Below are 22,307 nucleotides of genomic sequence, written 5' to 3' on the forward strand. Positions count from 1 at the left end.
GATGCCACACCGGGCGGCTTGATTCAGCCATTTATGAATAAGATTGTTTATTGGTGAGTCATCCAGCGCGTTTAAAGAAACAACGGCGGTTATTGTCCGGACAGTATCTGAACGAATACGATCGGTAAGTCCGCATTGATGTGGAAGAAAAATCATAGGTTAACGATACTTCCCACGACGCGATATTCCATCTTGCTGTGCTATACCCGCATGGTTAGTATCTGGCGCAGCGGTGCCTTGTATTTTCCCCGGCCTTGTTGTGGCCGGGGTAAGGGAATGATTGAGACGGAAAGGAATAGTACAGTATTTATAAAAAAAATCAGTTAACTGCGTCTGACACTATTCTTTTACGCTTAAATCAATATCGCCAAAATACCGTTTCTTGATACTGGAAAATTCACCGCTGTTCATTATGTTTTTCAGGCCCTGATTGAGCATCTGCTTTGTTTCCGTATCGCCTTTGCGTATACCGTATGCTGAACCGATACTGAACAAATCCGCATCGGTTATTTCCGGGCCTTTTAACTCAAAATCCTTACCTTCCGGGGTTTGCAGGAATCCGAATGTCAGAGCAACCGATGGGCTCAGCGCACCGTCAACCCTCCCGGCATATAAATCTTCGTAAATGGCTTCCTGATCAGGGTAGGTTATAACGTTAACCCCTTCCGGCAGCCAGTGTTTGTTGGCGTAGGCCTCCTGAATGGTTCCTTGTTGTACCGCTATATTTTTCCCTCGCAGCATGTCGACCTGAGGAAGAAGGTTAGCCTCTTTCCTGGCGACAAATCGGGTTGGTATATGAAAAAGATAGTCGCTGAAATCTATCGATTCCTTTCTCTTTTTTGTCACGCCAAGTGGTGAAATAACGTCTATTTTTTTGGCGAGAAGGGCCGGGATCTGAGCATCGAATGTGTTTACGATATAGTCACATTTTGCATTTACTGATTTACAGATGGCGTCGGTTATATCGATATCAAACCCCGCTGGGTTGCCATATTTATCTCTTTCTTGAAAGGGAGGAAAAGTCAAATCGACGCCAATGCGAATGACGTCCTGCTTGGCAAATGCAAACGGTGAAATAGTAAAAATAACAATGAGTTTCAGGAGAGATAATTTTCTGAACATATGCAATAAAACCTCTTTTAACCGTATAAAAATGAATGTAAATATTTCGGTATCCATATCATTACCCGTAGAAGGAAATGAGCTGATACTGCGTTGGCTTGCCCTCTTAATTTGGACATAACAAGGCCATATTTCCGGAGCGTATGCAGCACCGCGTCTATCGCGGTTGTTAGTGAAGACAGGCAATACGCCAGACATTGCATTATCACTCAGCCCCACATCCGGAAAACGGACGTTAAGTTATCGTGAAATAATAACAAAATGTTATTATTTTATTTGCAGAGTGTAAGAGTTATGAATATCTATGTGCGGTAAGACGAAAGGACTGCTTTTGCATTGTGAATCACTGGGCGGGTGTGTTGTTGGACGCGCAATCCATAGAGAGCAGATGACGGCACGCCACGAGCTAATCCTCGTGGCGGAATGATGCTGTCGTCACGATCAACGTAATCTGAATCATCTTGATATCACTCAGGTATACCCGATCAGGCTATCGTGAGCTGATGCCGGGTGCCTGATTAACAAATTCGGGGTTCGAGATTTGATCGAACATAAATAGGGCAACGTCCTGACGAGAGACCGTCTGCGAATGTGTTGTGCGTCCATACAGCCCGACATTCAGGCGGTTTGACGCGGGCGTGTTTTTCAGGAATGGCACACGGACCATCGTCCAGTCCAGCTCTGAAGCGCGTATCGTGTTTGCCAATCCGATAATGTCCTGAAAGGAGCCGGGCATCGCAAACCGGATAAGTAATGCCGGGAACCTGATTTTTAGATCAAATCTGTCTTCAGGATCTGGGGCTGTACCGGTTGATACGGCAATCAGGCGCTTTACGCCTTCCTGCTTTATTACCGCAGTGATGGCGCTCATGGCGGCGGTAATCGGCAAGTTTTTGGGGTGTTTTAGTGAAGTCGGGCCGAGTGCCGACAACACCGCGTCAGCACCCGAAATAGCCTCTCTTAGACGCTCTCTGTCGGTGAGTTCTCCGTGTATGACTCGTACGTTGGCGTTTTCAAATGGGCTGTTCGGTCGGGCAAAGACCGTCATATCCATGCCGCGCGTTAATCCTTCATCAATCAGATAGCTGCCGGTTTTTCCGGTTGCACCGAAAAGGGTTATTTTCATGTTAAACCTCGGGGAAATGGAAGGTATGTTGCCGGTGGAACGGCCGGGTCTTTTAGTTAACGAAGTGCCTGGATTGCTATTGCAACAGGTGCGTAGGGCGATGAAGGTTCCCGAGCAACGTTTTGTGTCGCGAAAGAGGCTGCCAGAAGGATGAGCCCTACGGCTGCCGGAATAGCGCCTTTGGATTTGTGAACACCAAGGTGTGCGAGTCCGGATAAAATCAGGTGATACAAGATGCCGGCATACGCAAGATCGCCGAGTGCCACATTGAAGCGTGACAGAATTGCAATCGGGCCCAGTACTTTTACCACGATCATGAAGGGAACGAGGTTGGAAGCGGAGTAGCCCAGCTCTGCCTGTATCTTTCGAACATCGGCGCTCTTCGTGACATATAGCGCGGCTGAAGTGAAATAGAGCAGAGAGAGTAGAACGGTACTGATCCAATAGGTATAGGTAGCGGCCATAAGGTTCTCACATTCATGTTTGGGATGCGACAGTGGCAAGAATGTCGTCTAAGATGATAATTCGCAAGTAGGATGAAAAAATGGTGATAAGTATGGAAAACCATACTAATGAAGATGATGAGATCAATATGCACGAAGAAATGCGTCGGGCATTCGCGTTGCTCTCGGGTAAATGGAAGCTGGAGATCATGTGGTTGCTCAGTCAGCGAATCTACCGTTTTGGTGAATTGCGCAAAGCCATTCCCGGTATTACGCAGCACATGCTGACGGCTCAGCTTCGTGAACTGGAAGCGGATGGGTTGGTATCACGCACAGTCTTCGCAGAAGTACCGCCGCGCGTCGAATATGAAATCACCCAGAAGGCTCGCGGACTGGGGCCAACGATGGAGGCGTTGACGGCGTGGTGGCAGGTGTATGGCGGCACGATACCGAAGCGGCCGACCGCGCGCGGGCGCAAGGCTAAATAGAACCGGGGGTAAGAGCAGAGGCGACCTTCCCCCATGAGCCTGCCAGCGTAGATAGCTGCGTGTCGGAGGATGGGCCTGCAACAGATACAGAAGACGGGTTGGTTAAGCCAGTGTATTGCTCATGCTTTTCATTACAATGGCTTAGGCAAATGGTACAGGGCCTGAGCGTGAAATGTTGTTTCACGCTCAAGCCAACAAGGCGAGGATTAGCGGTGTTGGGTTCCGACGCCCACATCTCCCCACGCTTCCCAGGTCTTGAGCCGCTCGGCATAGACATACGGGATAACCTGGCTGGCAAGCGGACCAAAGAAGATCCGCAGCGGCGGGTCGTCGGCATCGACCACTTTCAGCAGCGCCGGGCCGACGATATCGGGATCGGCGATCGGCATAGCGGAGAAACTGGCGTTAAACGCATCATGCACCCCGCTGTAAGATTCCAGCGGTGAGGCATACACCGCAGAAGCGGAAAAGTCGGTGCTGAACGGGCCGGGTTCGACAATCGTCACTTTAATGCCGAAGGCGGCGACCTCCTGGGATAACGCGTCGGCAAAGGCTTCGACAGACGCTTTAGACGCGCTGTAGATGCCGGTTGTCGGGAAGGAGGCGAGGCCGAGCAGGCTGGATAACATGATGATATGGCCGCTGCCCTGAGCGCGCAGGTAGGGCAACGCTGCCTGCGTTACCCACAGCGTACCCAGCACGTTGGTCTCGAATTGGGTGCGTACCTCTTGTTCACTCATCTCTTCAATCATGCCGAAAACGCCATAACCGGCATTGTTGACGACGACATCCAGCCGCCCGAAGTGCGCGTGCGCCTGACTGACGGCGTCGGTTACGGCCGACTTATCGGTCACATTCAGCGATAACGGTAAAATCGCGCTGCCATGAGCCGCAACCAGATCGGCCAATGAATCGGTAGTGCGCGCGGTGGCGGCAACTTTATCGCCACGCTGCAGTGCCGCCTCAACAAAACGACGGCCGAAACCGCGAGAGGCGCCGGTGATAAACCAAATTTTACTCATAGAAATCCCCTTGATGTTGACCTGGTGATGACTTGATAACGCCTGGCGGAGCACGTTGTGTCAGCGCTCCGCCTGATGAATGCCTGCCCAGGCGATCCTCTTACTCCGCGTCCCAACGGCGAAACAGCACGCTGGCGTTCACTCCGCCGAACCCAAATCCATTCGACAAGGCATACTGCATCGGCATTGCCCGCGCGGATGTCGCCACCAGGTTAAGGTTGCTGGCTAACTCATCGGGATGAGTAAGGTTGAGGGTCGGGGGAGCAATTTGATCGCGCAGCGCCAGAACCGTGAAAATGGCCTCGATGCCGCCGGCCGCTCCCAGTAAATGACCGGTACTGGATTTGGTTGATGTGATCGCGACGTTGGAGTCGGTTCCGAACACAGCCCGAATCGCGCTCAGCTCTCCCCGATCGCCGACCGGAGTGGAGGTAGCATGTGCGTTGATGTGCTGAACCTCGCCGGGGGCGATGCCGGCTTGTCGTAGTGCTTGCTGCATCGCGTACTGAGCGCCGTTGCCATCTTCCGGACCAGCCGTCAGGTGGTGGGCATCGGCACTGGTACCGTAGCCGACCAGCTCCGCCAGCGGGCGAGCGCCGCGCGCCAGTGCATGGTCGAGGGACTCGATGACCAGCAGCCCGGCGCCTTCGGCCATCACAAAACCATCCCGATCCCTGTCAAAGGGGCGAGAAGCTTCCTGAGGGCGATCGTTGAATGCGGTTGACAGCGCCCGAGCCGCTGCAAAGCATCCGAGTGAGACGCGATGTAGCGCCGCCTCGGTGCCGCCGCATAAGGCGATGTCCGCTTCGCCACTGCGTATCAGCCGTGCCGCATCGCCGATAGCCTGCACACCTGCGGCGCAGGCGGTGACCGGCGCACCAATCGGCCCTTTGAAGCCATGTGCGATAGAAACATGGCCCGCCGCCATGTTGGCGAGAAAGGACGGTGCGCTAAATGGCGACAACCGACGCGGCCCGCGCTCATCGGTGGTACGCACCGCCTCGGCGATGGCGCCAAAACCACCGATACCAGAGGCAATGATCGTGGCCGTTCGCTGGCGTTGAGATTCTTCGGCTGGGTTCCATCCCGCCTGAGAGAGCGCTTCTTTGGCAGCCATTAACGCAAACTCAATGAAGCGATCCATTTTCTTGCGTTCTTTGGGCGCAATAACGTCCCCGGCGTCATAACCCGCCAGCGGATCGTCATTGCGATCCGGCACCTGCCCACCGATCAACGTGCCTGTACCCTCGGTAATCTCGACAGGTAACGTTCGAATACCTGATTGTCCGGCCAGCAGGCGGGACCATACAGTTTCGCTACCACACCCCAACGGCCCGACGATACCGGTTCCTGTCACGACAATACGTATAGTGTTTCCCGTACTCATGGCGTATTTACCTCTAACAGACTGATATTATTGATAAACAGATGTTCAATTGAGCCCGAAGGTTTTGCGTAAACTGGAATCGACCGGTCCGGCAGGCATAAAGCGGCGCAATTTACGTAGCAGAGAGGCTTGCCCCGACGGTGTACGACGCATCTGCCACGGTCCCAGCGCGGCATCGACAATCGTGGCGGCCACCCCTTCAGGATCGGGAGCATTTTTGACGCTGTTGACGATGGCGTGTGATGCCAGTCCCCGCTCGCGATCGTAGCTGTCGAGTTTGGCGCTGGTCTGCGGCGCATTGATATCCAGATTGGTTCGGGTGAAAGACGGTTCCACCAGCGTGACGCGGATACCAAACTGGCGTACTTCGTGATCCAGACTTTCCGTTAACCCCTCCACCGCGTGCTTGGAGGCTGAATACAGCCCCATGTACGGCGCCGGGAGGAAACCGAGCACCGAACTGACATTGACGATCCGCCCGCTACCCTGCGCCCGCATGAGCGGCAGCACCGCCTGTACCGTGCGCAAGATACTGAACACGTTGGTATCGAACAGGGCGGCCGCTTCCGCCGTCGACGTCTCTTCCACCGCGCCGACTAAGCCCGTTCCCGCGTTATTGATAAGCACATCAATACGTTGAGTTCGCCCAACGATAGACTGAATGCCGCGCTGTACGGCGTCGTCGTCACGCACATCCATTTCGATCAGTTCCACACCGGGCAAGGCATTCGCCGTATTGATGTTGCGTACGGTGCCGAAGACCACACAGCCCTGACTGGCAAATTTCTTTGCTACGGCACGTCCTATGCCTGACGATACGCCGGTAACCACCACAACCTTTTGTTTTGACATAGTAAGTCCTCTCAAATCAGATAATTAATGGTCAGTAGACAGATCATGCATGACGGACCGCTCTGATCTTGAACCAGATGGAATACATGGCCGGCAGGAACACCAGCGTCAGGATTGTCCCGGCCAACGTGCCGCCAATCAGTGTGTAGGCCAGCGTTCCCCAGAACACCGAATGGGTGAGCGGGATGAACGCCAGAATTGCCGCCAGCGCCGTCAGCAGCACCGGTCGGGCTCGCTGTACGGTGGCTTCGACGACTGCACGGAACGGATCCAGTCCCTCCTGTTCGTTGTGGTGGATCTGCCCAATCAGTATCAGCGTGTTGCGCATCAGGATCCCTGATAACGCAATCAGGCCAACCAGCGCGTTGATGCCGAACGGTTGCTGGAACAGCAGCAGAGTCGGGACCACGCCGATCAAACCCAGCGGACTGGTGGCGAACACCATGACCATCGCCGCAATCGAGCGCACCTGCAGAATGATGATGAGCAGCGTGAGGGCGATCATGATCGGGAAAAGCGGCAGCATGGCTTTTGTCGCCTTGGCGGATTCCTCGATCGAGCCGGCCTGTTCGATCCGGTAGCCTGCCGGCAGATGCTCGATGATCGGTTGCAACTGCGTCATGATGGCGGTGGAAACATCCGGCGGTTGCAGTCCTTCGCCGATGTCGCCGCGAACCGTAATGGTCGGCGTGCGGTCACGACGTCGCAGGATCGGGTCTTCCATGCGTACATCGACCGACCCCACCTGAGACAGCGGGATGCGCTGCCCGGCGGAACCGACCAGTGTAAAGTCGGCGATCCTGGCGGGATCAAGGCGGATATCACCCGCCGCACGGCCGACAACCTGCACCGAACGAATATCTTCGCGTACTTCCGTAATCGGTACTCCGCTCAGCAGGAACTGCAGTTGCAGGGACACCGAGTTGGTGGTCAGCCCTACCGCCTGGAGACGGTCCTGGTTGAGCGTGAAGTGCAAGGTTGGAACACGCGGTCCCCAATCCGTATTGACGGTGCGCATCATCGGGCTGGCGCGCATCACTGTCCCGACTTCATCGGCGATGGCGCGCAGCTTGTCCGGATCCGGCCCCATGACGCGGTAGGCAACGGGGAACGGTGACGGCGGGCCAAACACGATCTGAGTGACACGTACCTGCGCCTCCGGCGCTAAGCCGCCGGCTATCGCCTCGCGCAACCTGAACTTGAGGGTTTCGCGCTCTTTGTCGTTACCGGCCAGCACCACGATTTTGGCGAACGATGGGTCGGGCAATTCAGGCGACATTGCCAGGAAGAAACGCGGCGCACCCTGGCCGATGTAGGACGTCACGATCTGCGCTTCTTTCTGCTGCGCCAGCCAGGCTTCGACTTTCGCGGTTGCGGTGCTGGTTTGTTCAATCGAGGTGCCATACGGCATCTGCACTTCAACAAGCACTTCTGGCCGGTCGGACGTCGGGAAGAACTGCTTCTTGACTGCCCCCATGCCGAGCACCGATACCACGAACAGCGTGATGACCGCACCGGCGACGATCCATTTGCGGGCAATGACGAGGCCCAGCACCTGCCGAAAACGGTTGTAGTTACGGGTGTTGTAGATGGCGTCGTGTCCGCCCTCAACCTTCTTGATATCCGGCAGCATTTTCACCCCCAGATAAGGGGTGAACGCCACCGCCACCACCCAGGAAGCGATCAGCGCGATGCCGACGATCCAGAACATATTGCTGGTGTATTCACCGGCGGTGGAGCGGGCGAACCCGTTCGGCATGAAACCGATGGCCGTCACCAGCGTACCGGAAAGCATCGGGGCTGCCGTGTGGCTCCAGGCATAGGCCGACGCTTTGATGCGGCTATAGCCTTCTTCCATTTTCACCACCATCATTTCGATGGCGATGATGGCGTCATCCACCAGCAAGCCCAGCGCCAGAATCAGCGAGCCCAGCGTGATGCGGTCGAAATTCTTGCCGGTGGCGGCCATGATGACGAACACGGCCGCCAGCGTCAGCGGAACCGCCGCGGCGACCACGATACCGACGCGCCAGCCCATGCTGAGAAAACACACCACCATCACGACCAGCAAGGCGACGAAGAATTTGACCATGAACTCGTCGACCGCCGAACTGATGTTGACGGCTTGGTCGGTCACTTTGCTCAAGGTCATGCCCAGGGGAAGCCCTGCGTTGATATTGGTGACTTCCGCTTCAAGCGCCTGGCCGAGCTTAAGCCCGTTCCAGTCGTCACGCATCACGACGCCCAGCAACAGCGTCGGTTCACCGTTGCTGCGGACCATGAAGGTCGAGGGGTCTTCATAACCGCGCTCGACGGTTGCCACATCCGATAACTTCAGCGTCCGTCCCTGCGCCACGACAGGGGTCTGGCGGATTTTCTCCAGGTTATCGAACGCGCCGTCGACGCGCACAAACACCTGCGGCCCTTTGGTCTCGATGGAGCCGGCCGGGGTCAGTACGTTCTGGTTATTGAGCGCAGCGAAGATATCCTGCGGTGTGACGCCAAGCGTAGCCAGGCGGTCGTGGGAGAACGAAACGAAAATGCGTTCAGGCTGCTCGCCAATGATATTGACCTTTTTCACCCCGGGAACGTGCAGCAGTTGCTGGCGCAATGCTTCCGCATCCCGCACCAGCAGGCGCTGCGGTTCGCCTTTGGCTTTGAGCGCAAACAGCGCGAACGTCACGTCGGCATATTCGTCGTTGATGATGGGGCCGACGACGCCGGCAGGCAATTTTTTGGCTTCATCTCCCATCTTCTTACGGGCCTGATAAAACTCCTCCTGAACCTCCGAAGGCGGCGCGCTGTCAAGCAGAGAAAGCATGGTGACAGCCAGGCCGGGGCGGGTGTAAGTTTCCGCACGGTCGTACCAACGCAGCTCCTGCAGGCGTTTTTCCAGCGGTTCGGCGACCTGATCCTGCATCTCCTGCGCCGTCGCTCCCGGCCAGGCGGTGATGATCGTCATCTGCTTGATGGTAAACGGCGGATCTTCGGCACGTCCGAGCTGAAAAAACGCGAGGATACCGGCGACGGAGATCAGGAAAATCAGGAACAATGTGATGGCGCGTTCGTGTACCGCGAGCGCCGACAGATTGAAACGGCTTTCACTCACGGGCGACCTCCCGCAGCAGCAGTCGTGGCGGCAACGTCAGCGACCCGCACCGCTTCGCCTTCGCGCAGCAGATGTGCGCCGAGCGCGACGATCTGCTCGCCTTGCTGTATCTGTCCGGTGACGCGTGCAGTGTCGTCGCTCATGTTCTGAATGGTGACCGGGCGCCAGGTTACCGTTGCCGGTTCGCCGTGAATCACCCACACGCCCGGCCCTTTGCCGGCGTCAAACAAGGCGGCCAGCGGCACTTGCAGGCTTCCCTGCGTAGCAGATTGCTGGTCGGGGATACGGATCATCACCGTGGTTCCCAGCGGTGCATTGGCCAGCTCGCCTTGCAGTACATAACGCGCCTCGAATGTGCGCGTCAGCTTGTCTGCCGTGTTGGAGAGTTGTCGCAGGGTGGCCGGACTGCCGGTGCCTGCCTGACCAAAACGTGTTGCCAGCCCGGTTGAACCGAGCGCGGGGCGCAGTGTTTCCGGTAGCTGGATAATCGCTTCGCGTTGTCCGGCCTGAGCCAAACGTACGACGGTTTGCCCGGCGCTGACCACCTGGCCCGGTTCGGCCAGCGTGTCCATGACGATGCCATCACCATCGGCGACTAATACCGCATAGCGGCTGGCATTCCGGGCCACGTCGGCCTGGGCCTGTGCCGCACTGAGCTGGGCTTTGGCTGCGTCTGCCGCGGCTTTCACCTGGTCGTAAGCGGATGACGATATCGCGCCGGTTCCTTGCAGGCCGCGGTAGCGGGCCTCATCTTCTGCGGTTTGTAACGCCCGCGCACGGGCGGCGACTACCGCTTCCTGCTGCGCGCGAGCGGCGAGTTCCAGATCGATGGGGTCAAGGCGCATCAACGGCTGACCACGTTTGACCGCTTGTCCCGTATCGACCAGCCGTTCCAGCACTTTGCCGGAGACCCGGAACCCTAAATCACTCTCTATTCTGGCGGCGATCGTTCCGGTGAACGTCCGTGACTCAACTTCTGAGCCCTGTATCGTTGCGGATCGTACCAGTGGCGCCTGCGTTCGCGGGTCGGAGGATGTTTTTTCGCCGCAGGCGGCCAGGGCAAACGGCAATGCGCAGATGACTGCAAATGAAAGGAGGCGGCGACGAGCCATATGTAGAGTCCCCTTGACGGATTAATCAGGAGACCCATCTTCAATCAAGTGACCAATTTAGTCAATAGTCACTATTTCATGTCCGCTGCCGAACTAGGGCGATAAGCTACGCAGTATCAGGCTGGACAGCTGTGTCGGCGCCTTCTCGGCATAATCGAAACTGTGCTGCAATATCAGTGGGTTGAGATAAGGACGCATGACGAGATAAATCGCCGCCGCCGTTTCATCAAGCGGCGTTTTTCGTTCAAAATCCCCGCTTTGTCGGCCTTCCAGCAAAATATCATGCAGCAGTGTCTGGATGCGTTCTTCATAGGCGATCGCCGACTGCCAGCGCTCGCTGGCGGAGGAAGCGGCAATTTCATACAGCTTTCTGTCATGGAAGAACAAACGAAGGCTGGCTTCGACGGCGGATTTAAACATTTGTCGCAATTTTTCCGGCGGCTGATCGGCTTCCTCAATGGCGGCACGAATTTCTGCTTCGATCTCTTGCAGGCAGTTGGCACAAATCATCTCGCCAATGACCTGCTTGGATGAGAAGAACTTGTAAATGTAGGCCTTGGAAAAACCGATGGCTTTGGCGAGGTCAGAAACCGTAGTTTTTTCATAGCCATAAAGTCTGAAGTGCTCAGTAGCGGCGCTCACTATCTGATCCCGTACATCATGATCAGCCGGGCCCCGGTTCGACACGGGATAAGGGTTTTCTTTACTCATAGTTTGCAATTTGCCCCTGACGTAATACACAAGGGGGGAAGTTTACCCCCTGACCTTCTCGTTGACAACGAGTGACCAATTTGTAATATGGTCACAAATCGGTGCAATGTCTATGGTGGAAAAATATGTTACCCAAGTCTCCCGTTATCGTCCTTACCGTGGCTGGTTTGTTAGCCGGTTGTGCTGTCGGCCCTGATTACACCCGGCCTGCTGTGTCAATGCAGGAAAAATACCTTGGTCAGGAGGCTGTAAATCAACGACATGCCGCCGCCCGTGCCGAGCTTCTGACGTGGTGGGAGGGGTTCGGCGATCCGCAATTAACCCGATTTATCACGCAGGCGTTGCAGCAGAATCTCGATCTTGCGCAGGCTTCCGCGCGCGTGGTGCAGGCCCGCGCCGGTCTTGGCGCGGCGAATGCCGCACTGCTGCCTTCCGGCAACATTTCCGGTCAGGCGGGCCGTGCCTACCAGTCTGTCGAAACCCCGTTGGGGAAAGTACTGAATTCGACGCCGGGTTTCGACCGCTACGGTAATTCTTACGAGGCCAATCTCGGTGCCAGTTGGGAACTGGATGTGTTCGGCGGCCTGCGCCGCGGGCGGGAAGCGGCTCTTGCCGAGTATCAGGCGTCTGAAGCGGGAGTGGTGGCAACACGTCTGGCGGTAGCCGCACAAACCGCCGACATCTACATCACGATTCGTGGACTACAGGCCCGTCTGAACGTCGCCCGTCGGCAAGTACAAACGCAGCAGGATTTGCTCGCAATCATCAACCGCTTGCATGACAAAGGGTTGGCGGCGGAGCTTCAGGTAAGACAGGCCGAAGGCGCGTTGGCGCAGGTGCAGGCATCGGTGCCGGTTTTACAAACCGCGCTGGATACGGCGATGAACGCACTGGATGTGATGCTGGGGGCGGCGCCGGGCACGAACCGGGCAGTACTGGCGGAGACCAGCGCCATTCCCGCCGCGCCGCAAATCGCCGCGACCGGCACGCCGGGCGAGCTGCTTCGACGCCGGCCGGACCTGATCGTGGCTGAGCGTCGCTTAGCCGCATCCAACGCGCGTATTGGTATCGCCGTTGCCGAGTATTACCCCAAATTTTCCCTGAGTGGGCTGCTTGGCAGCGCGACGACGGTATCCAGCGGCAACCTGTTTAGCAACGGCGCCAGCCAATCGTCCGGTGTGATCGGTTTGCGCTGGCGGCTGTTCGATTTTGGCCGCATCAATGCGCAGATCAACCAGGCCAAAGGCCAGGAGGCTGAGATGTTGGCCGCCTATCGGCTGGCGGTATTGCAGGCGACTGAAGATGTGGAAAATGCCTTCTCGGCGCTGGTTAACCATGAGGAGCAGGCCCGCGTGTTGACGCAAGGGGTTGATTCACTCAGCCGGGCGCGGGATGCCGCGTTTGCGGCCTATCAGCACGGCACCCTTAGCCTGATAGAGGTGCTGCAAGCCGACGAAAGTATGCTGCGGGCTTCTGATGCGCGACTTCAGGCGCAAGCCGAATCCGCACGCGCGGCGGTCGCGGCGTTCAAAGCGCTTGGCGGCGGCTGGCAACCCGGTGAAACGGCGGCGGCTCCCAGTCAGCACAGCAATAGCGGCGTTTAAATTTTATTCATAACACTGAGCGTTGGGCCCGCATGATGACTAAATTATTACCGAACGCAAATCGAAGCCATGAGCCGACCGCCAAACAGTTGACCACGGATATTCTGGTCGGCCCCATCCTGCCGGTCATGCTGCGGCTGGCGTTGCCGACGGTTGCGGTGCTGGTGGTTCAGGCGCTGGTGGGGGTAGTGGAAACCTACTTTGTCAGCTCGCTTGGCGCTGATGTATTAGCCGGGGTGGCGGTGGTATTTCCCGTCTTGATGCTGATGCAGATGATGGCGAACGGCGGCATCGGCGGGGGATTATCATCGGCGATATCGCGGGCATCCGGCGCAGGTCGATGGCAGGATGCACAGGCGCTGGTATGGCATGGCGTTATTATTGCTGGTGTGCTGGGGGCCGCCTTTGCCGCCATTATCCTCATCGGCGGTGAGGCGCTGTATCGCGTAATGGGGGTTAAAGGGCCGTCGCTTTCTGCCGCGTTGGCCTATTCCAATCTTGTGTTTGCAGGGTCGCCGCTAGTCTGGCTGGTTGCGTTGTTGTCTGCCGCTCTGCGCGGTGCGGGCGACACGAAAACCCCCGCGCGTATCACCTTGCTGGGGGGCGCTATCCTGCTGCCGCTGTCTCCTGCGCTGATAATGGGATGGGGGCCGATACAGTCGTTTGGCGTTGCCGGCGCGGGGATAGCGATACTGATCTACTATCTCTTTGCCACGCTATTACTGGTCAGGCATATGCGTTCAGCCAACAGTGTTATCAGGCTGTCAATCGCACCGCTGAGTTCCCGATTATTCAAAGATGTGCTTGGCGTTGGTTTCCTGTCGGCCATCGGTACTGTGCAGATCAATTTGACCGTTACCGTAGTGACTGCCGTTGTCGGGCTGTTCGGGCCTGATGCCATCGCCGGGTATGGCATCGCTTCACGGCTGGATTATCTGCAAATCCCGCTGCTGTTTGGGCTGGGGACGGCGATCATGACGATGGTCGGCGTCAATATCGGTGCGGGGAAAAAGCAGCGCGCACAACGTATTGCCTGGGTTGGCGCCGCCGTCGCGTTTACGTTTACGGAATTAATCGGGCTTGTCGTGGCGGTTTACCCGCGCCTTTGGCTTTCGCTGTTTAGCGACGATCACGCCATTCTGGCGGCAGGGACCAGCTACCTGCAAAACGTCGCGCCGTTTTATGGTGCCATTGGCATCGCCATGGCGCTCTATTTCGCCGGTCAGGGAGCGAAACGCGTGCTCTGGCCTGTATTAGCAGGAACCGCACGCATGGCGATCGCGGCTTTTGCGGGATGGCTGGCTGTCGTACAGTTTGATGCTGACTTGTCATCGCTTTTCAAGATCGTCGCGCTGAGTGCTTTTATTTATGGTGCCATCACTGTTGCAGCCAGTTTAGCCATTGGACGGACAACTCGCGCGGCTGCGCCGACGATAACTTGAGTGGTGGTTACTGCAACTAATTGTGAGTGAATACTGTTTAGTGACACCCGTTTTTTGATATTTCCAGGTTTTCAGCCATCAATCTGTATTCTTCCGGCGTCAGGTTATTCAGGGATTCATGGGGGGCTCGCGGTTGTATTGTGCATGACGAGATCCTCAGGGGAGGGCGATATCAGTATGTCGGAAGATCTCTAAAAATGAAGGGTTCGGTTTAGTGGGATACTTACAGACCTAACAAGGTGCCTAAAAGGTTCGGATTTAATTAGTTTGCATCAGACTTCACGGGACAAATTACAGGCACAAAAAAGCCCGCGGGCTTGCGCCATGCGGGCTTTTAGGGCTTCATCGGGCTGGGGGAATCTGAATTTTCAACGTAATATTATGATATTAATCATATAAATATGAATTCAGACTTTGTGTGTATACCTAAACGTATACCAATGTTGAAAAGTGATGGGGCGTTTTGCCTGCGGCTTGCCTTGTCAGGCAACGTCTTTTCATCACCGTCTTCCACGCCATTTTTATAAGTACACGCGAATATCACTTTTTGGTGGTTTTCGTGTGTACTTGACTGAGTGAGGTTATTCAAGTATACGTGAATAACATAATTATGTGGTTTTCATGTGGACTTGTGAATGGACAGAATCACGGCTATTGAACGTTTAAACGCATTCGATAAGCAAGGGCGCTATGTTTTCACTTCCCGCGATTTAGCCAAAATTTTTCATGAAGATCGCCCCAGAGCGTTTAATGCCGGGCTAAATCGACTGGTAAAAGATGGCATTCTGACCCGTGCGATTCGCGGGGTGTACGTCTATAACCATGCCAAAAGCAAAGACGCTTATACGCTTGAGCGCATCGTGTTAGCGCTGCGACGTGGCGAGTATAACTATCTCAGCCTTGAATCAGCGTTGTCTGAGTATGGTGTCATTTCTCAAATCCCGATTGGCCGGATCACGGTAATGACAACAGGACGTTCAGAAGAACATAAAACGCCTTTCGGTGTGATCGAATTTACCCATACCAAGAGGCCGCCTGAGCAGATTTTGCAGGATACCTATTTTGGTCATTCCCCATTAAGGCAAGCGACTAAACAAACTGCGGTGAGGGATTTACGCCGCGTCGGACGTAACACCCATCTGATCGACGAATCGGAGCTATACCATGAATCAGAAAGTTAACTTTGCCGAGCTGGTCAGCAAAGCGATGGAATCGGCCGAGCTTGAAGGTCTTCGTAACGTGGTGGAAAAGGAGCTTTTGCACTATGACATTCTTTACTGTCTGGATAGTGCGGGTTTACTGGAACAACTTACTTTCCAGGGGGGAACCTCGTTAAGGTTGTGTCACGGCGGAAATCGGTTCAGCGAGGATTTGGATTTTGCCGGGGGGATCGCGTTTTCCGGTGCAGACCTGAAGAACATGAAAACCTGTATTGAAGAGTATTTAGGGGGGCGCTACGGCCTTGAAGTAAACGTAAAAGAACCCCATGAGTTACGTCATGAGCCCGGTTATGAGGAAGTGCGTATCGATAAATGGCAAGTGTCTGTTACCACGGCACCGGAAAAACGTGATATGCCAAGGCAGCGAGTCAAGATTGAGATCGCCAATATTCCAGCCTACACAAGAACGCCGATGGCATTAAAACGTAACTATGATGTTTTACCGGATGGTTATTCCGATACATTGGTTATGTGTGAAACACTGAATGAAGTAATGTGCGACAAACTGGTTTCTCTTGTCGCCACCACAAAATATATCCGCTACCGTGACGTTTGGGACTTACCGTGGTTAATCCAGCAGAACGCAACCTATGATCTCGACCTGATCCGCAAGAAAATACAGGACTACCAAATCCCAAATTATGCTGATCTATTGGCACAGCGGATACAGAGCATTGAGCAGATTGTCGGGGATGGTCGCTTTAGCGCGGAAATGCGGCGATTCCTGCCACAAGCGGTATTTGACAGAACACTGGGGCGTGAGGCATTTAGCCAATATTTGAGTGGTGAGTTAAAAACACTCTTGAGCACGTTACAGCAGGAGTTAAAAGGGCAGGGAGGGAAAGCACCTTTCATCATGTGAACATCCATGCCCAAATAAAAAGATTCTTCGAAAAACTGTTCACCCTCTTCACTCGATAGTTTTGTTATTTATAATCAATGCATTAATGGGTGATGAGTAACTCAGAAAGTGACGGTGACTCATCACTCTCTCCTGACAAGCTAAGAGGCTAAAGACTGCGACTATTAGTGAGAACAATAAAATGAGTGGGATGGTGATAATATAGTAGAAATTTTTAACGTCCCTGTTAAGTGAGTTATCAATCCTCCCAATGGGCTTCAATGAACTGTATTTCTTTATTAACTCTAACTTCTTGTTTTTCTTTATTTCCCGAAAAGAAAAATTCTTTCCCTGACGTAAGATCAAGTACTGAATATTCAAAACCCTGATCGCCAATTGCCCTTTCCATTAAAAAGCAAATGAAATTAGCTCTCTCTTGAGTCATTTTCTCGCTATTGCTAAAATGTAGTTTTACTAATTTTGATTTTCCTTGTAGGTTTACGTTTAATTCAGGGTTGCATGATATATCTGTTTTTGCATAGTGATAGTATCTTTTGGGTGCGGGGAATCCGGTAATGTTTTTTCCTGATTGCCACTCATTGAATACGTTAACTATTTTTTCAAAGTATATCTTTTTTGAGGAATTTTTTTCTTTTCTGCATAAATCATAGAGCTCTGATATATGTCCTTTTTTTACTATTAATTTTTTTATTGCATCTCTTATTTTCTTATAAAAATCCTTACCCGGATGATAATCTGGTCTATTTGCTATGGATTTTATTTTGTTGATCTTTGTTTGAGGTGAGGTATTAACAGCAATTGATGAAAACTCAGCAACACCTAGTGATGGCATAGTATTTCTCCGTATTGTCATTGTTATGAGGGAAAATATCACTGGTTAATCATTTGGACAATGATTTGTTAAGGGTGGGTGATTGGTGATTATTTTATTATTATTTAATATTCAGCTAATATATCAATCATGATATAACTTTTCCTTATAATCTTGAGATTAATTATATTCTAAGTTTTTTGGTGAAAAAGTATTCACGGCAAAACCGGCCGGAGCCGGCTGTGCCGCTGTCTATGCGGGATCAAGCCCTGTCACATTTAGGCAGCCAGTCGGCGTCTGATTCGTCTTTCAGTTCAAGGTTGGTTTGTACGCCTTGTTTGGTTCTGCCCTTGAGGTAGGTCAGCCCATATTCCGACATGATGTTAGGTAGCACTTTGCCAAAAGCCGTCAGGCTTATGGGCTTTTGATGGCCGTGCGACTCCATAAATGACAGATAGGCGTGGTACAGGTATTTACGGGGATTACGGGGCGTGATGTTGGCGTTTCCCATATACAGCCCGGTGGAGCTACTGTGTGCCCGTAGGTAGCCACAAAAATCAACCAATGGATCGGCCTGACGTTTGATTTCCAGCGCTTCGGCGGAATGTTGTTGTGCCTGTAGCAATGTCCGTGCATCGTTGGGGTCGGCAAAGCGTTTCATCAGGTGACGCACCATCACGGCCAGTTCCGCCCGGATTTTCTCTTTCAGCTTGGGGTCGCGTTCGCTTGCCGGAATGGGCTCGCTGAAGTGAATAATCACCCGGCGGCGAGACACGCCGCCGCTGCGGTCGCTAAAGCGCATCGGGGTGTTGTTGACGGCCAGAATCACTGCCGGAATGCGGGTGGAATAGGCATCACGGTATTTCGGGTCCACCATCACCGCATCGCCGCCGGTAATGGCTTTGATACCGGCACCATCACCGCTCCATTTCTCCTGATCAGGCAGTACGATGAATGAAAAACCAATAAGCGACGCGCGTTCACGGGAAGATTCAATGGTGTTGATGGTCGCCGCCGTGGTGTTGTCCTCGCCGGCCAGCATAGTGGCAATCTCGGCCAGAATACTTTTCCCGCTGCCGCCGGGGCCGGTCACTTCAAGGAACAGTTGCCAGTCGTAGCAGTTTGCCAGCACCATAAACAGCGCGGCCATAATACGTGCCTGTTTATCTTCGTTGTGCCCTGCCGCACGGGTCAGCCAGCGCCAGAAGTGCGGGGCATTGTCGGCAAGGTTTTCTCCTTCCTTAAACGGCGTGTAGTCCACGTCATTAACGGTATGCAACCCGTGCTCCCTGCGGTGTGGCTTAAACTCCCCGCTGACGGTATCAAACACGCCGTTACGAAAGCCGATTAACCGGCGCTGCGGCTTGGCCTGCATGGGGATAATCAGTTTCAGGGTGTCTAACACGCTGCCAATGCTGGATGCGGTAAAGGGAGCCTGTATCTTCTGAAACAGCGCGGCGATATCCCGGCTTAACAAGCGGTAGGGTAAGGCTTTCCATGCACCGTTTTGATACTGGAAGAAGGTTTCCCCAAAAGCATCAATAGCCAGCGTGTCGCGGTAATGGTCGCATATCTTCTCCGCTTTCTCACTGGCGCCCATGGCCTTGAATTCGGCCTCGCCCAGCGACTCAAACGGGCTGGCCTTTTCCGGCTGGATAAACTCAGTCAGGTAGTGCCGTGTGACGTCTGCGCCTTCACGGCGGTACACATCGTTCCAGTCACCAAATACCGGCGGCAGAGCGACACGGCCATGTACAGCAGAAGCGGCCTGACCGGCTTTGGACTGGCCGGTGCCGTTCTCGTCCCGGTCAGCGGCGATCAGCAAGGTCGCCGCCGGGTGGCGTGTTTTCAGTTCACGGGCAAGGGATAGCAGGTTGTTAGCGCTGAGTGCGACATACACAGTATCACCGGTTAGCCGATGCAGTGTTAACCCGGTGGCATAGCCTTCAGCCAGCCAGATAACGGTGGTCTGTTTGCCACTGAAGCAGTAAAACGTGCCTTTAACCTGCCCGCCTTTCAGCGTGCGTTTGTCGCCCTGTGCATTAATTAACTGGATGTTTACCACCTCGCCATCGTGCGTGGTCAGCGGCACCAGTACATCACCGGGCTGATAGACGATGCCGCCCACGCGCAGCGGTTTGCCCTGTAGGGTGAGTACGTCCACGTCCGGCCAGCCTTTGGCGCTCAGGTAGGCATTGCCGGACTGTGTAACCGTTTCTTTGATTTTGGCCTGTGCCTGAACTGCCGCCCGTTGTCGGGCGGCGTCGTTATCATCATCGTCGGAAGTTGATGCTGCCGGGCTATCCGGCAGCGCCCCCAGCAACGCGCCCACTTTCAGGGCGGCGTCGGTTGTCGTCAGGTTCAGGGCTTTCTCAACCAGATTCAGTCCGTCACCCGCGCCACACTGGTTACAGAACCATGTGCCGCGCTCCTCTTTGTTATCGAAGCGGAAACGGTCTTTGCCACCGCATATCGGGCAGGCGCTATGCCGCCCGGCTGCGTCAATAGAAATCCCCAGCAGGGGGAGGAGTTGCGGCCAGTGGCTGCTGGCGCGTTTCACGGCCTGTGTCACGGTAGGTTGTGCCATGTGTTGCCCTTCAGTGCAGTGTGGAGTCGTTCTGGTCGGGGTCGTTCTGGTCGTCGATAGCGTCGGGCCTATCCAGCGTGACCGAGAGCACTTCTAAGCGTTCGGCCAGCACAAACAACAGCACTTCTTTTGCCATCGGGTTATCCAGCTCAATCACGGCATAGGTCAGGGCGCGGCACTGGTCGGTAATTTCTTCTGCGGTCAGGGGCGTGGCATCAAACATGGCGGGCACCCCGCAGCGGCAGGCGGCCAGCAAACGACAACACGTAGTCACGTGCCAGCAAACGGCGGGCGCTGATTTCATCCGGGGCGATAACGGCTTCACGGTGCGGTAAGGCGCGTAATTCCGCGCGGCGCACGGCCAGAAACAGAAAGGTAAATAGCGGGTGTGACGGGATTGGGGTGGCAGCCATGTGGCAGCCTCCTTGAAGTAACGGTTACCGCTACCACCAGAAACGCCAATTTCAGGGGTGGTAGCCCAGACGGGGTTGGCGTAACCGGACTTCAAGGAAACCGGCGCTTCCGAAGAAGCCCCCGCCTGAGCCACCATAATTTGGATGCAGTGACGGCATAAAGTGTGCCGCACGTTATGCAAGTGTGCTAAGGCTGCGACGTAAAAAAAAGACGCATGGCGCGTCTGAGTCGCCTTGAAGTTAATCGGGACGCCAATCCCGGCTGTCGATTTTGCGACAGCGATGGAACTATAACGCCAAGAAGCCCCGGCAGGCAAGCCGGGGAAAGGGATAAATTGCGTACTCATAACAGCCTCGGCAGTTGGTCAGCACGTCGCCAGTGCGGGATTAAAATGATCATGCATGCTCCTCCTGTCTGCGGGCGGCGATACGTTCAGCCACCCAGTGATGAATTTCGGACTCAACCCATGCGACATTCTTCCCACCCAGCGGAACACGGGCGGGAAAGGCGTTGCGGCTGCTCAGTTCGTACAGTGTCGAGCGGGAAATACCGGTAACGTGCAACACTTCCGGCAGGCGCATTAAGCGCTCTCTGGCCGGAACCTGTGGCATAGGAGGCACAGTGGGAAGGGGAGCTTGGGGTGTGGTTGACAACATAGGGCGCTACCTCGTTAATGTCCGTCCGGCTCTGGCCGGATGGCGCTGGATTTCTCTGGTAGCTCGCTATTATGTGAATATTTTCAGGGGTGGCAACAAAGGGAAAAACAGGAAAAGGTGAACAAAAAACAGTCGGAGATTGCCACCAATTCCGATGATTACTGAATATTGCCCAATGTTTGCCAATATTCCTTATTCGATAAAAATCAAATTATTGGTGGCTATTTATATGGCCTGAATTGATAGTAAAAAACATCTGAAAACCGCTCGCCAGAAAAAAGCGCCAACAATTCAGGTGAACAGTGTGAACACCGGGTGATGAGTGTTATATCCACTCTTCATCCCTTTGTCTGTTGATTTATCTGATTTTTCTATCAGGTGAAGAGTGGTTAACAGTTTTATAAAAGTGTGGCGGTTGATAGAGGGAGGCAACCTGTCATAAACCCGGTCTTGTGTGGGAATGGGCACAATCGGCCCAGATAGCGGCGTTGTGTGGTGAATTGCACCATAGCAGCCAGATGATAACCCATACAGAGAACGACCATGAGCCAGACAACGCCACAAAGCAATAATCCGGTTGATATCCCGGATGTTCTGAAAAAAATGACTGACACTTACCTGAAGAAGCGAGAAGCACACCTCGCTAACGCCAGTGAACTGGATAACATCACGACGGCGATGATGCGAGCCAACGCGCAGCAGGCCGCTACCAAAGCAGAAAATCAGCTTTCTGATACCGAATGGCGCACCCGTTTTCTTAAAGCGCGTGGGGAAATGACGGAGGAACTGAAGGCCCAGCAGTTAAAGCGTCTGGCACAGCGTGAACTGGCGCACGAGTATGATGGGTTGCTGGCGCAGTTGGAAATCGACCAGCTCCGGCAGCAGGCAACGTGCCATGCATCGGCCAAAGCGTGCTGTCATGCACATGCCAGCGCGCTGCGTGATTACGCCGAGTGGGAATTAAGCCAGGCGTTAGACCGTATTAGTACAGCGCTGATTCGGGCTATCACGTTAAAGCGGCACATGCTGAGTATCACCACGTCTGAATTTACCGAAGGACTTTCCTATCAAAAACCCGATAAGGTGGTCATGGAACAGGTGGTCAACTGCCTGATAGCCAAGTCGAATAACTATCGCTTTGAAATGGACAACGAGCCAGTCTTGTCCGTGCTGGGGCTTGATTCACCTTCGTTGCCACATGCAGATTTTCCCCCCGTGGCAAATCCGATCGGCCGAATGAATTTTTTCCGCGACTTAAAAGAAAAAGAGGCTGCGTTAACAACGCGCGGGCGCAATATGGTGGATTGAATTAATTAGCCGAATTATCATTTCATTAATT

General features: G+C 54.3%; 20 protein-coding genes and 1 pseudogene. 6 read left to right on the forward strand and 15 right to left on the reverse strand.

Going from position 1 to position 22,307, the window contains the following annotated elements; genetic code table 11:
* Positions 1-339: 339 nt before the first annotated feature.
* The 3 genes from DDA898_RS04175 to DDA898_RS04185 form a co-directional block, all read right to left on the reverse strand.
* The gene (locus DDA898_RS04175) at positions 340-1,122 is read right to left on the reverse strand and encodes a transporter substrate-binding domain-containing protein (protein ID WP_038912427.1); all 783 of its coding nucleotides are present in this window, start codon (positions 1,120-1,122) and stop codon (positions 340-342) included.
* A gap of 490 nt (positions 1,123-1,612) precedes the next feature.
* Positions 1,613-2,248, reverse strand: a complete 636-nt coding sequence (locus DDA898_RS04180) for an NAD(P)-dependent oxidoreductase (RefSeq protein WP_038910301.1) — start codon at positions 2,246-2,248, stop codon at positions 1,613-1,615.
* A 56-nt stretch (positions 2,249-2,304) separates the two neighbouring features.
* Complete coding sequence (locus DDA898_RS04185) at positions 2,305-2,712, reverse strand: DoxX family protein (protein WP_038910302.1); 408 nt, start codon at positions 2,710-2,712, stop codon at positions 2,305-2,307.
* Between the two features lie 92 nt (positions 2,713-2,804).
* Here DDA898_RS04185 and DDA898_RS04190 point away from each other — a divergent pair, with 92 nt between their 5' ends.
* Positions 2,805-3,179, forward strand: a complete 375-nt coding sequence (locus tag DDA898_RS04190) for a winged helix-turn-helix transcriptional regulator (protein ID WP_038910303.1) — start codon at positions 2,805-2,807, stop codon at positions 3,177-3,179.
* Positions 3,180-3,385: 206 nt separating this feature from the next.
* On the opposite strand, the gene DDA898_RS04195 is transcribed toward DDA898_RS04190, so the two are convergent.
* From DDA898_RS04195 to DDA898_RS04220, 6 genes are all read right to left on the reverse strand, one after another.
* Entirely contained in the window at positions 3,386-4,201 is an 816-nt protein-coding gene (locus DDA898_RS04195) for an SDR family NAD(P)-dependent oxidoreductase (protein ID WP_038910304.1), read from the reverse strand.
* 100 nt (positions 4,202-4,301) lie between these two features.
* Positions 4,302-5,588, reverse strand: a complete 1,287-nt coding sequence (gene fabF, locus DDA898_RS04200) for a beta-ketoacyl-ACP synthase II (protein WP_038910306.1) — start codon at positions 5,586-5,588, stop codon at positions 4,302-4,304.
* Positions 5,589-5,633: 45 nt separating this feature from the next.
* A complete protein-coding gene (locus DDA898_RS04205) occupies positions 5,634-6,440 on the reverse strand; it encodes an oxidoreductase (protein WP_038910307.1) in 807 nt (268 codons plus the stop codon).
* A gap of 43 nt (positions 6,441-6,483) precedes the next feature.
* Positions 6,484-9,549 (reverse strand): efflux RND transporter permease subunit, encoded by a 3,066-nt coding sequence (locus DDA898_RS04210; RefSeq protein WP_038910308.1) that lies wholly within the window; start codon positions 9,547-9,549, stop codon positions 6,484-6,486.
* Entirely contained in the window at positions 9,546-10,661 is a 1,116-nt protein-coding gene (locus tag DDA898_RS04215; protein ID WP_038910309.1) for an efflux RND transporter periplasmic adaptor subunit, read from the reverse strand. The genes DDA898_RS04210 and DDA898_RS04215 overlap by 4 nt, the downstream gene beginning before the upstream one ends.
* Before the next feature lie 93 nt (positions 10,662-10,754).
* Positions 10,755-11,372 carry a TetR/AcrR family transcriptional regulator gene (locus DDA898_RS04220; RefSeq protein ID WP_013316478.1) on the reverse strand — a complete coding sequence of 206 codons (618 nt, stop codon included), beginning with the start codon at positions 11,370-11,372 and terminating at the stop codon, positions 10,755-10,757.
* Positions 11,373-11,497: 125 nt separating this feature from the next.
* On the opposite strand from DDA898_RS04220, the gene DDA898_RS04225 reads away from it, so the two are divergent.
* The 4 genes from DDA898_RS04225 (at position 11,498) to DDA898_RS04240 (ending at position 16,500) form a co-directional block, all read left to right on the forward strand.
* Complete coding sequence (locus tag DDA898_RS04225) at positions 11,498-12,976, forward strand: efflux transporter outer membrane subunit (RefSeq protein ID WP_038910310.1); 1,479 nt, start codon at positions 11,498-11,500, stop codon at positions 12,974-12,976.
* 32 nt (positions 12,977-13,008) lie between these two features.
* Positions 13,009-14,418, forward strand: a complete 1,410-nt coding sequence (locus tag DDA898_RS04230; protein ID WP_038910312.1) for an MATE family efflux transporter — start codon at positions 13,009-13,011, stop codon at positions 14,416-14,418.
* A 635-nt stretch (positions 14,419-15,053) separates the two neighbouring features.
* Entirely contained in the window at positions 15,054-15,599 is a 546-nt protein-coding gene (gene abiEi / locus DDA898_RS04235; RefSeq protein WP_038910313.1) for a type IV toxin-antitoxin system AbiEi family antitoxin, read from the forward strand.
* Positions 15,583-16,500: a nucleotidyl transferase AbiEii/AbiGii toxin family protein gene (locus DDA898_RS04240; RefSeq protein ID WP_038910315.1), complete on the forward strand. Its 918-nt coding sequence runs from the start codon at positions 15,583-15,585 to the stop codon at positions 16,498-16,500. Before abiEi ends, DDA898_RS04240 begins: the two co-directional genes overlap by 17 nt.
* 238 nt (positions 16,501-16,738) lie before the next feature.
* Here the strand turns inward: DDA898_RS04240 and DDA898_RS22020 are convergent, their stop codons facing one another.
* The 6 genes and pseudogenes from DDA898_RS22020 to DDA898_RS04265 form a co-directional block, all read right to left on the reverse strand.
* Positions 16,739-17,332 carry a hypothetical protein gene (locus DDA898_RS22020; protein ID WP_071604498.1) on the reverse strand — a complete coding sequence of 198 codons (594 nt, stop codon included), beginning with the start codon at positions 17,330-17,332 and terminating at the stop codon, positions 16,739-16,741.
* A 241-nt stretch (positions 17,333-17,573) separates the two neighbouring features.
* The gene (locus DDA898_RS04250) at positions 17,574-19,898 is read right to left on the reverse strand and encodes a primase-helicase zinc-binding domain-containing protein (protein ID WP_038910317.1); all 2,325 of its coding nucleotides are present in this window, start codon (positions 19,896-19,898) and stop codon (positions 17,574-17,576) included.
* Between the two features lie 10 nt (positions 19,899-19,908).
* Positions 19,909-20,121 (reverse strand): hypothetical protein, encoded by a 213-nt coding sequence (locus DDA898_RS23560; protein ID WP_038910319.1) that lies wholly within the window; start codon positions 20,119-20,121, stop codon positions 19,909-19,911.
* Positions 20,114-20,311, reverse strand: a complete 198-nt coding sequence (locus DDA898_RS23565) for a host cell division inhibitor Icd-like protein (RefSeq protein ID WP_038910320.1) — start codon at positions 20,309-20,311, stop codon at positions 20,114-20,116. The genes DDA898_RS23560 and DDA898_RS23565 overlap by 8 nt, the downstream gene beginning before the upstream one ends.
* A 47-nt stretch (positions 20,312-20,358) precedes the next feature.
* Positions 20,359-20,658, reverse strand: a pseudogene (locus DDA898_RS23570) (ash family protein); the annotation flags it as partial.
* Between the two features lie 49 nt (positions 20,659-20,707).
* Complete coding sequence (locus DDA898_RS04265; protein ID WP_038910322.1) at positions 20,708-20,968, reverse strand: helix-turn-helix transcriptional regulator; 261 nt, start codon at positions 20,966-20,968, stop codon at positions 20,708-20,710.
* Between the two features lie 543 nt (positions 20,969-21,511).
* On the opposite strand from DDA898_RS04265, the gene sid reads away from it, so the two are divergent.
* Complete coding sequence (gene sid / locus DDA898_RS04270; RefSeq protein ID WP_038910323.1) at positions 21,512-22,276, forward strand: capsid size-determining scaffold Sid; 765 nt, start codon at positions 21,512-21,514, stop codon at positions 22,274-22,276.
* The last annotated feature ends 31 nt before the right edge of the window (positions 22,277-22,307 follow it).

Source organism: Dickeya dadantii NCPPB 898 (assembly GCF_000406145.1).
In the GTDB taxonomy this organism is placed as follows: Bacteria; Pseudomonadota; Gammaproteobacteria; order Enterobacterales; family Enterobacteriaceae; genus Dickeya; species Dickeya dadantii.

What these genes read in the sequence shown, in the direction of transcription:
- DDA898_RS04230 (WP_038910312.1), top strand. Translation starts at nt 13,009, where the DNA reads ATGATGACTAAATTATTACCGAACGCAAATCGAAGCCATGAGCCGACC.
- DDA898_RS04190 (WP_038910303.1), top strand. Translation starts at nt 2,805, where the DNA reads ATGGAAAACCATACTAATGAAGATGATGAGATCAATATGCACGAAGAA.
- DDA898_RS04205 (WP_038910307.1), bottom strand. Translation starts at nt 6,440, where the DNA reads ATGTCAAAACAAAAGGTTGTGGTGGTTACCGGCGTATCGTCAGGCATA.
- DDA898_RS04240 (WP_038910315.1), top strand. Translation starts at nt 15,583, where the DNA reads ATGAATCAGAAAGTTAACTTTGCCGAGCTGGTCAGCAAAGCGATGGAA.
- DDA898_RS22020 (WP_071604498.1), bottom strand. Translation starts at nt 17,332, where the DNA reads ATGCCATCACTAGGTGTTGCTGAGTTTTCATCAATTGCTGTTAATACC.
- fabF (WP_038910306.1), bottom strand. Translation starts at nt 5,588, where the DNA reads ATGAGTACGGGAAACACTATACGTATTGTCGTGACAGGAACCGGTATC.
- abiEi (WP_038910313.1), top strand. Translation starts at nt 15,054, where the DNA reads ATGGACAGAATCACGGCTATTGAACGTTTAAACGCATTCGATAAGCAA.
- DDA898_RS04225 (WP_038910310.1), top strand. Translation starts at nt 11,498, where the DNA reads ATGTTACCCAAGTCTCCCGTTATCGTCCTTACCGTGGCTGGTTTGTTA.
- DDA898_RS04265 (WP_038910322.1), bottom strand. Translation starts at nt 20,968, where the DNA reads ATGTTGTCAACCACACCCCAAGCTCCCCTTCCCACTGTGCCTCCTATG.
- DDA898_RS04220 (WP_013316478.1), bottom strand. Translation starts at nt 11,372, where the DNA reads ATGAGTAAAGAAAACCCTTATCCCGTGTCGAACCGGGGCCCGGCTGAT.
- DDA898_RS04180 (WP_038910301.1), bottom strand. Translation starts at nt 2,248, where the DNA reads ATGAAAATAACCCTTTTCGGTGCAACCGGAAAAACCGGCAGCTATCTG.
- DDA898_RS04215 (WP_038910309.1), bottom strand. Translation starts at nt 10,661, where the DNA reads ATGGCTCGTCGCCGCCTCCTTTCATTTGCAGTCATCTGCGCATTGCCG.
- DDA898_RS04195 (WP_038910304.1), bottom strand. Translation starts at nt 4,201, where the DNA reads ATGAGTAAAATTTGGTTTATCACCGGCGCCTCTCGCGGTTTCGGCCGT.
- DDA898_RS04250 (WP_038910317.1), bottom strand. Translation starts at nt 19,898, where the DNA reads ATGGCACAACCTACCGTGACACAGGCCGTGAAACGCGCCAGCAGCCAC.
- DDA898_RS23560 (WP_038910319.1), bottom strand. Translation starts at nt 20,121, where the DNA reads ATGTTTGATGCCACGCCCCTGACCGCAGAAGAAATTACCGACCAGTGC.
- DDA898_RS23565 (WP_038910320.1), bottom strand. Translation starts at nt 20,311, where the DNA reads ATGGCTGCCACCCCAATCCCGTCACACCCGCTATTTACCTTTCTGTTT.
- DDA898_RS04175 (WP_038912427.1), bottom strand. Translation starts at nt 1,122, where the DNA reads ATGTTCAGAAAATTATCTCTCCTGAAACTCATTGTTATTTTTACTATT.
- sid (WP_038910323.1), top strand. Translation starts at nt 21,512, where the DNA reads ATGAGCCAGACAACGCCACAAAGCAATAATCCGGTTGATATCCCGGAT.
- DDA898_RS04185 (WP_038910302.1), bottom strand. Translation starts at nt 2,712, where the DNA reads ATGGCCGCTACCTATACCTATTGGATCAGTACCGTTCTACTCTCTCTG.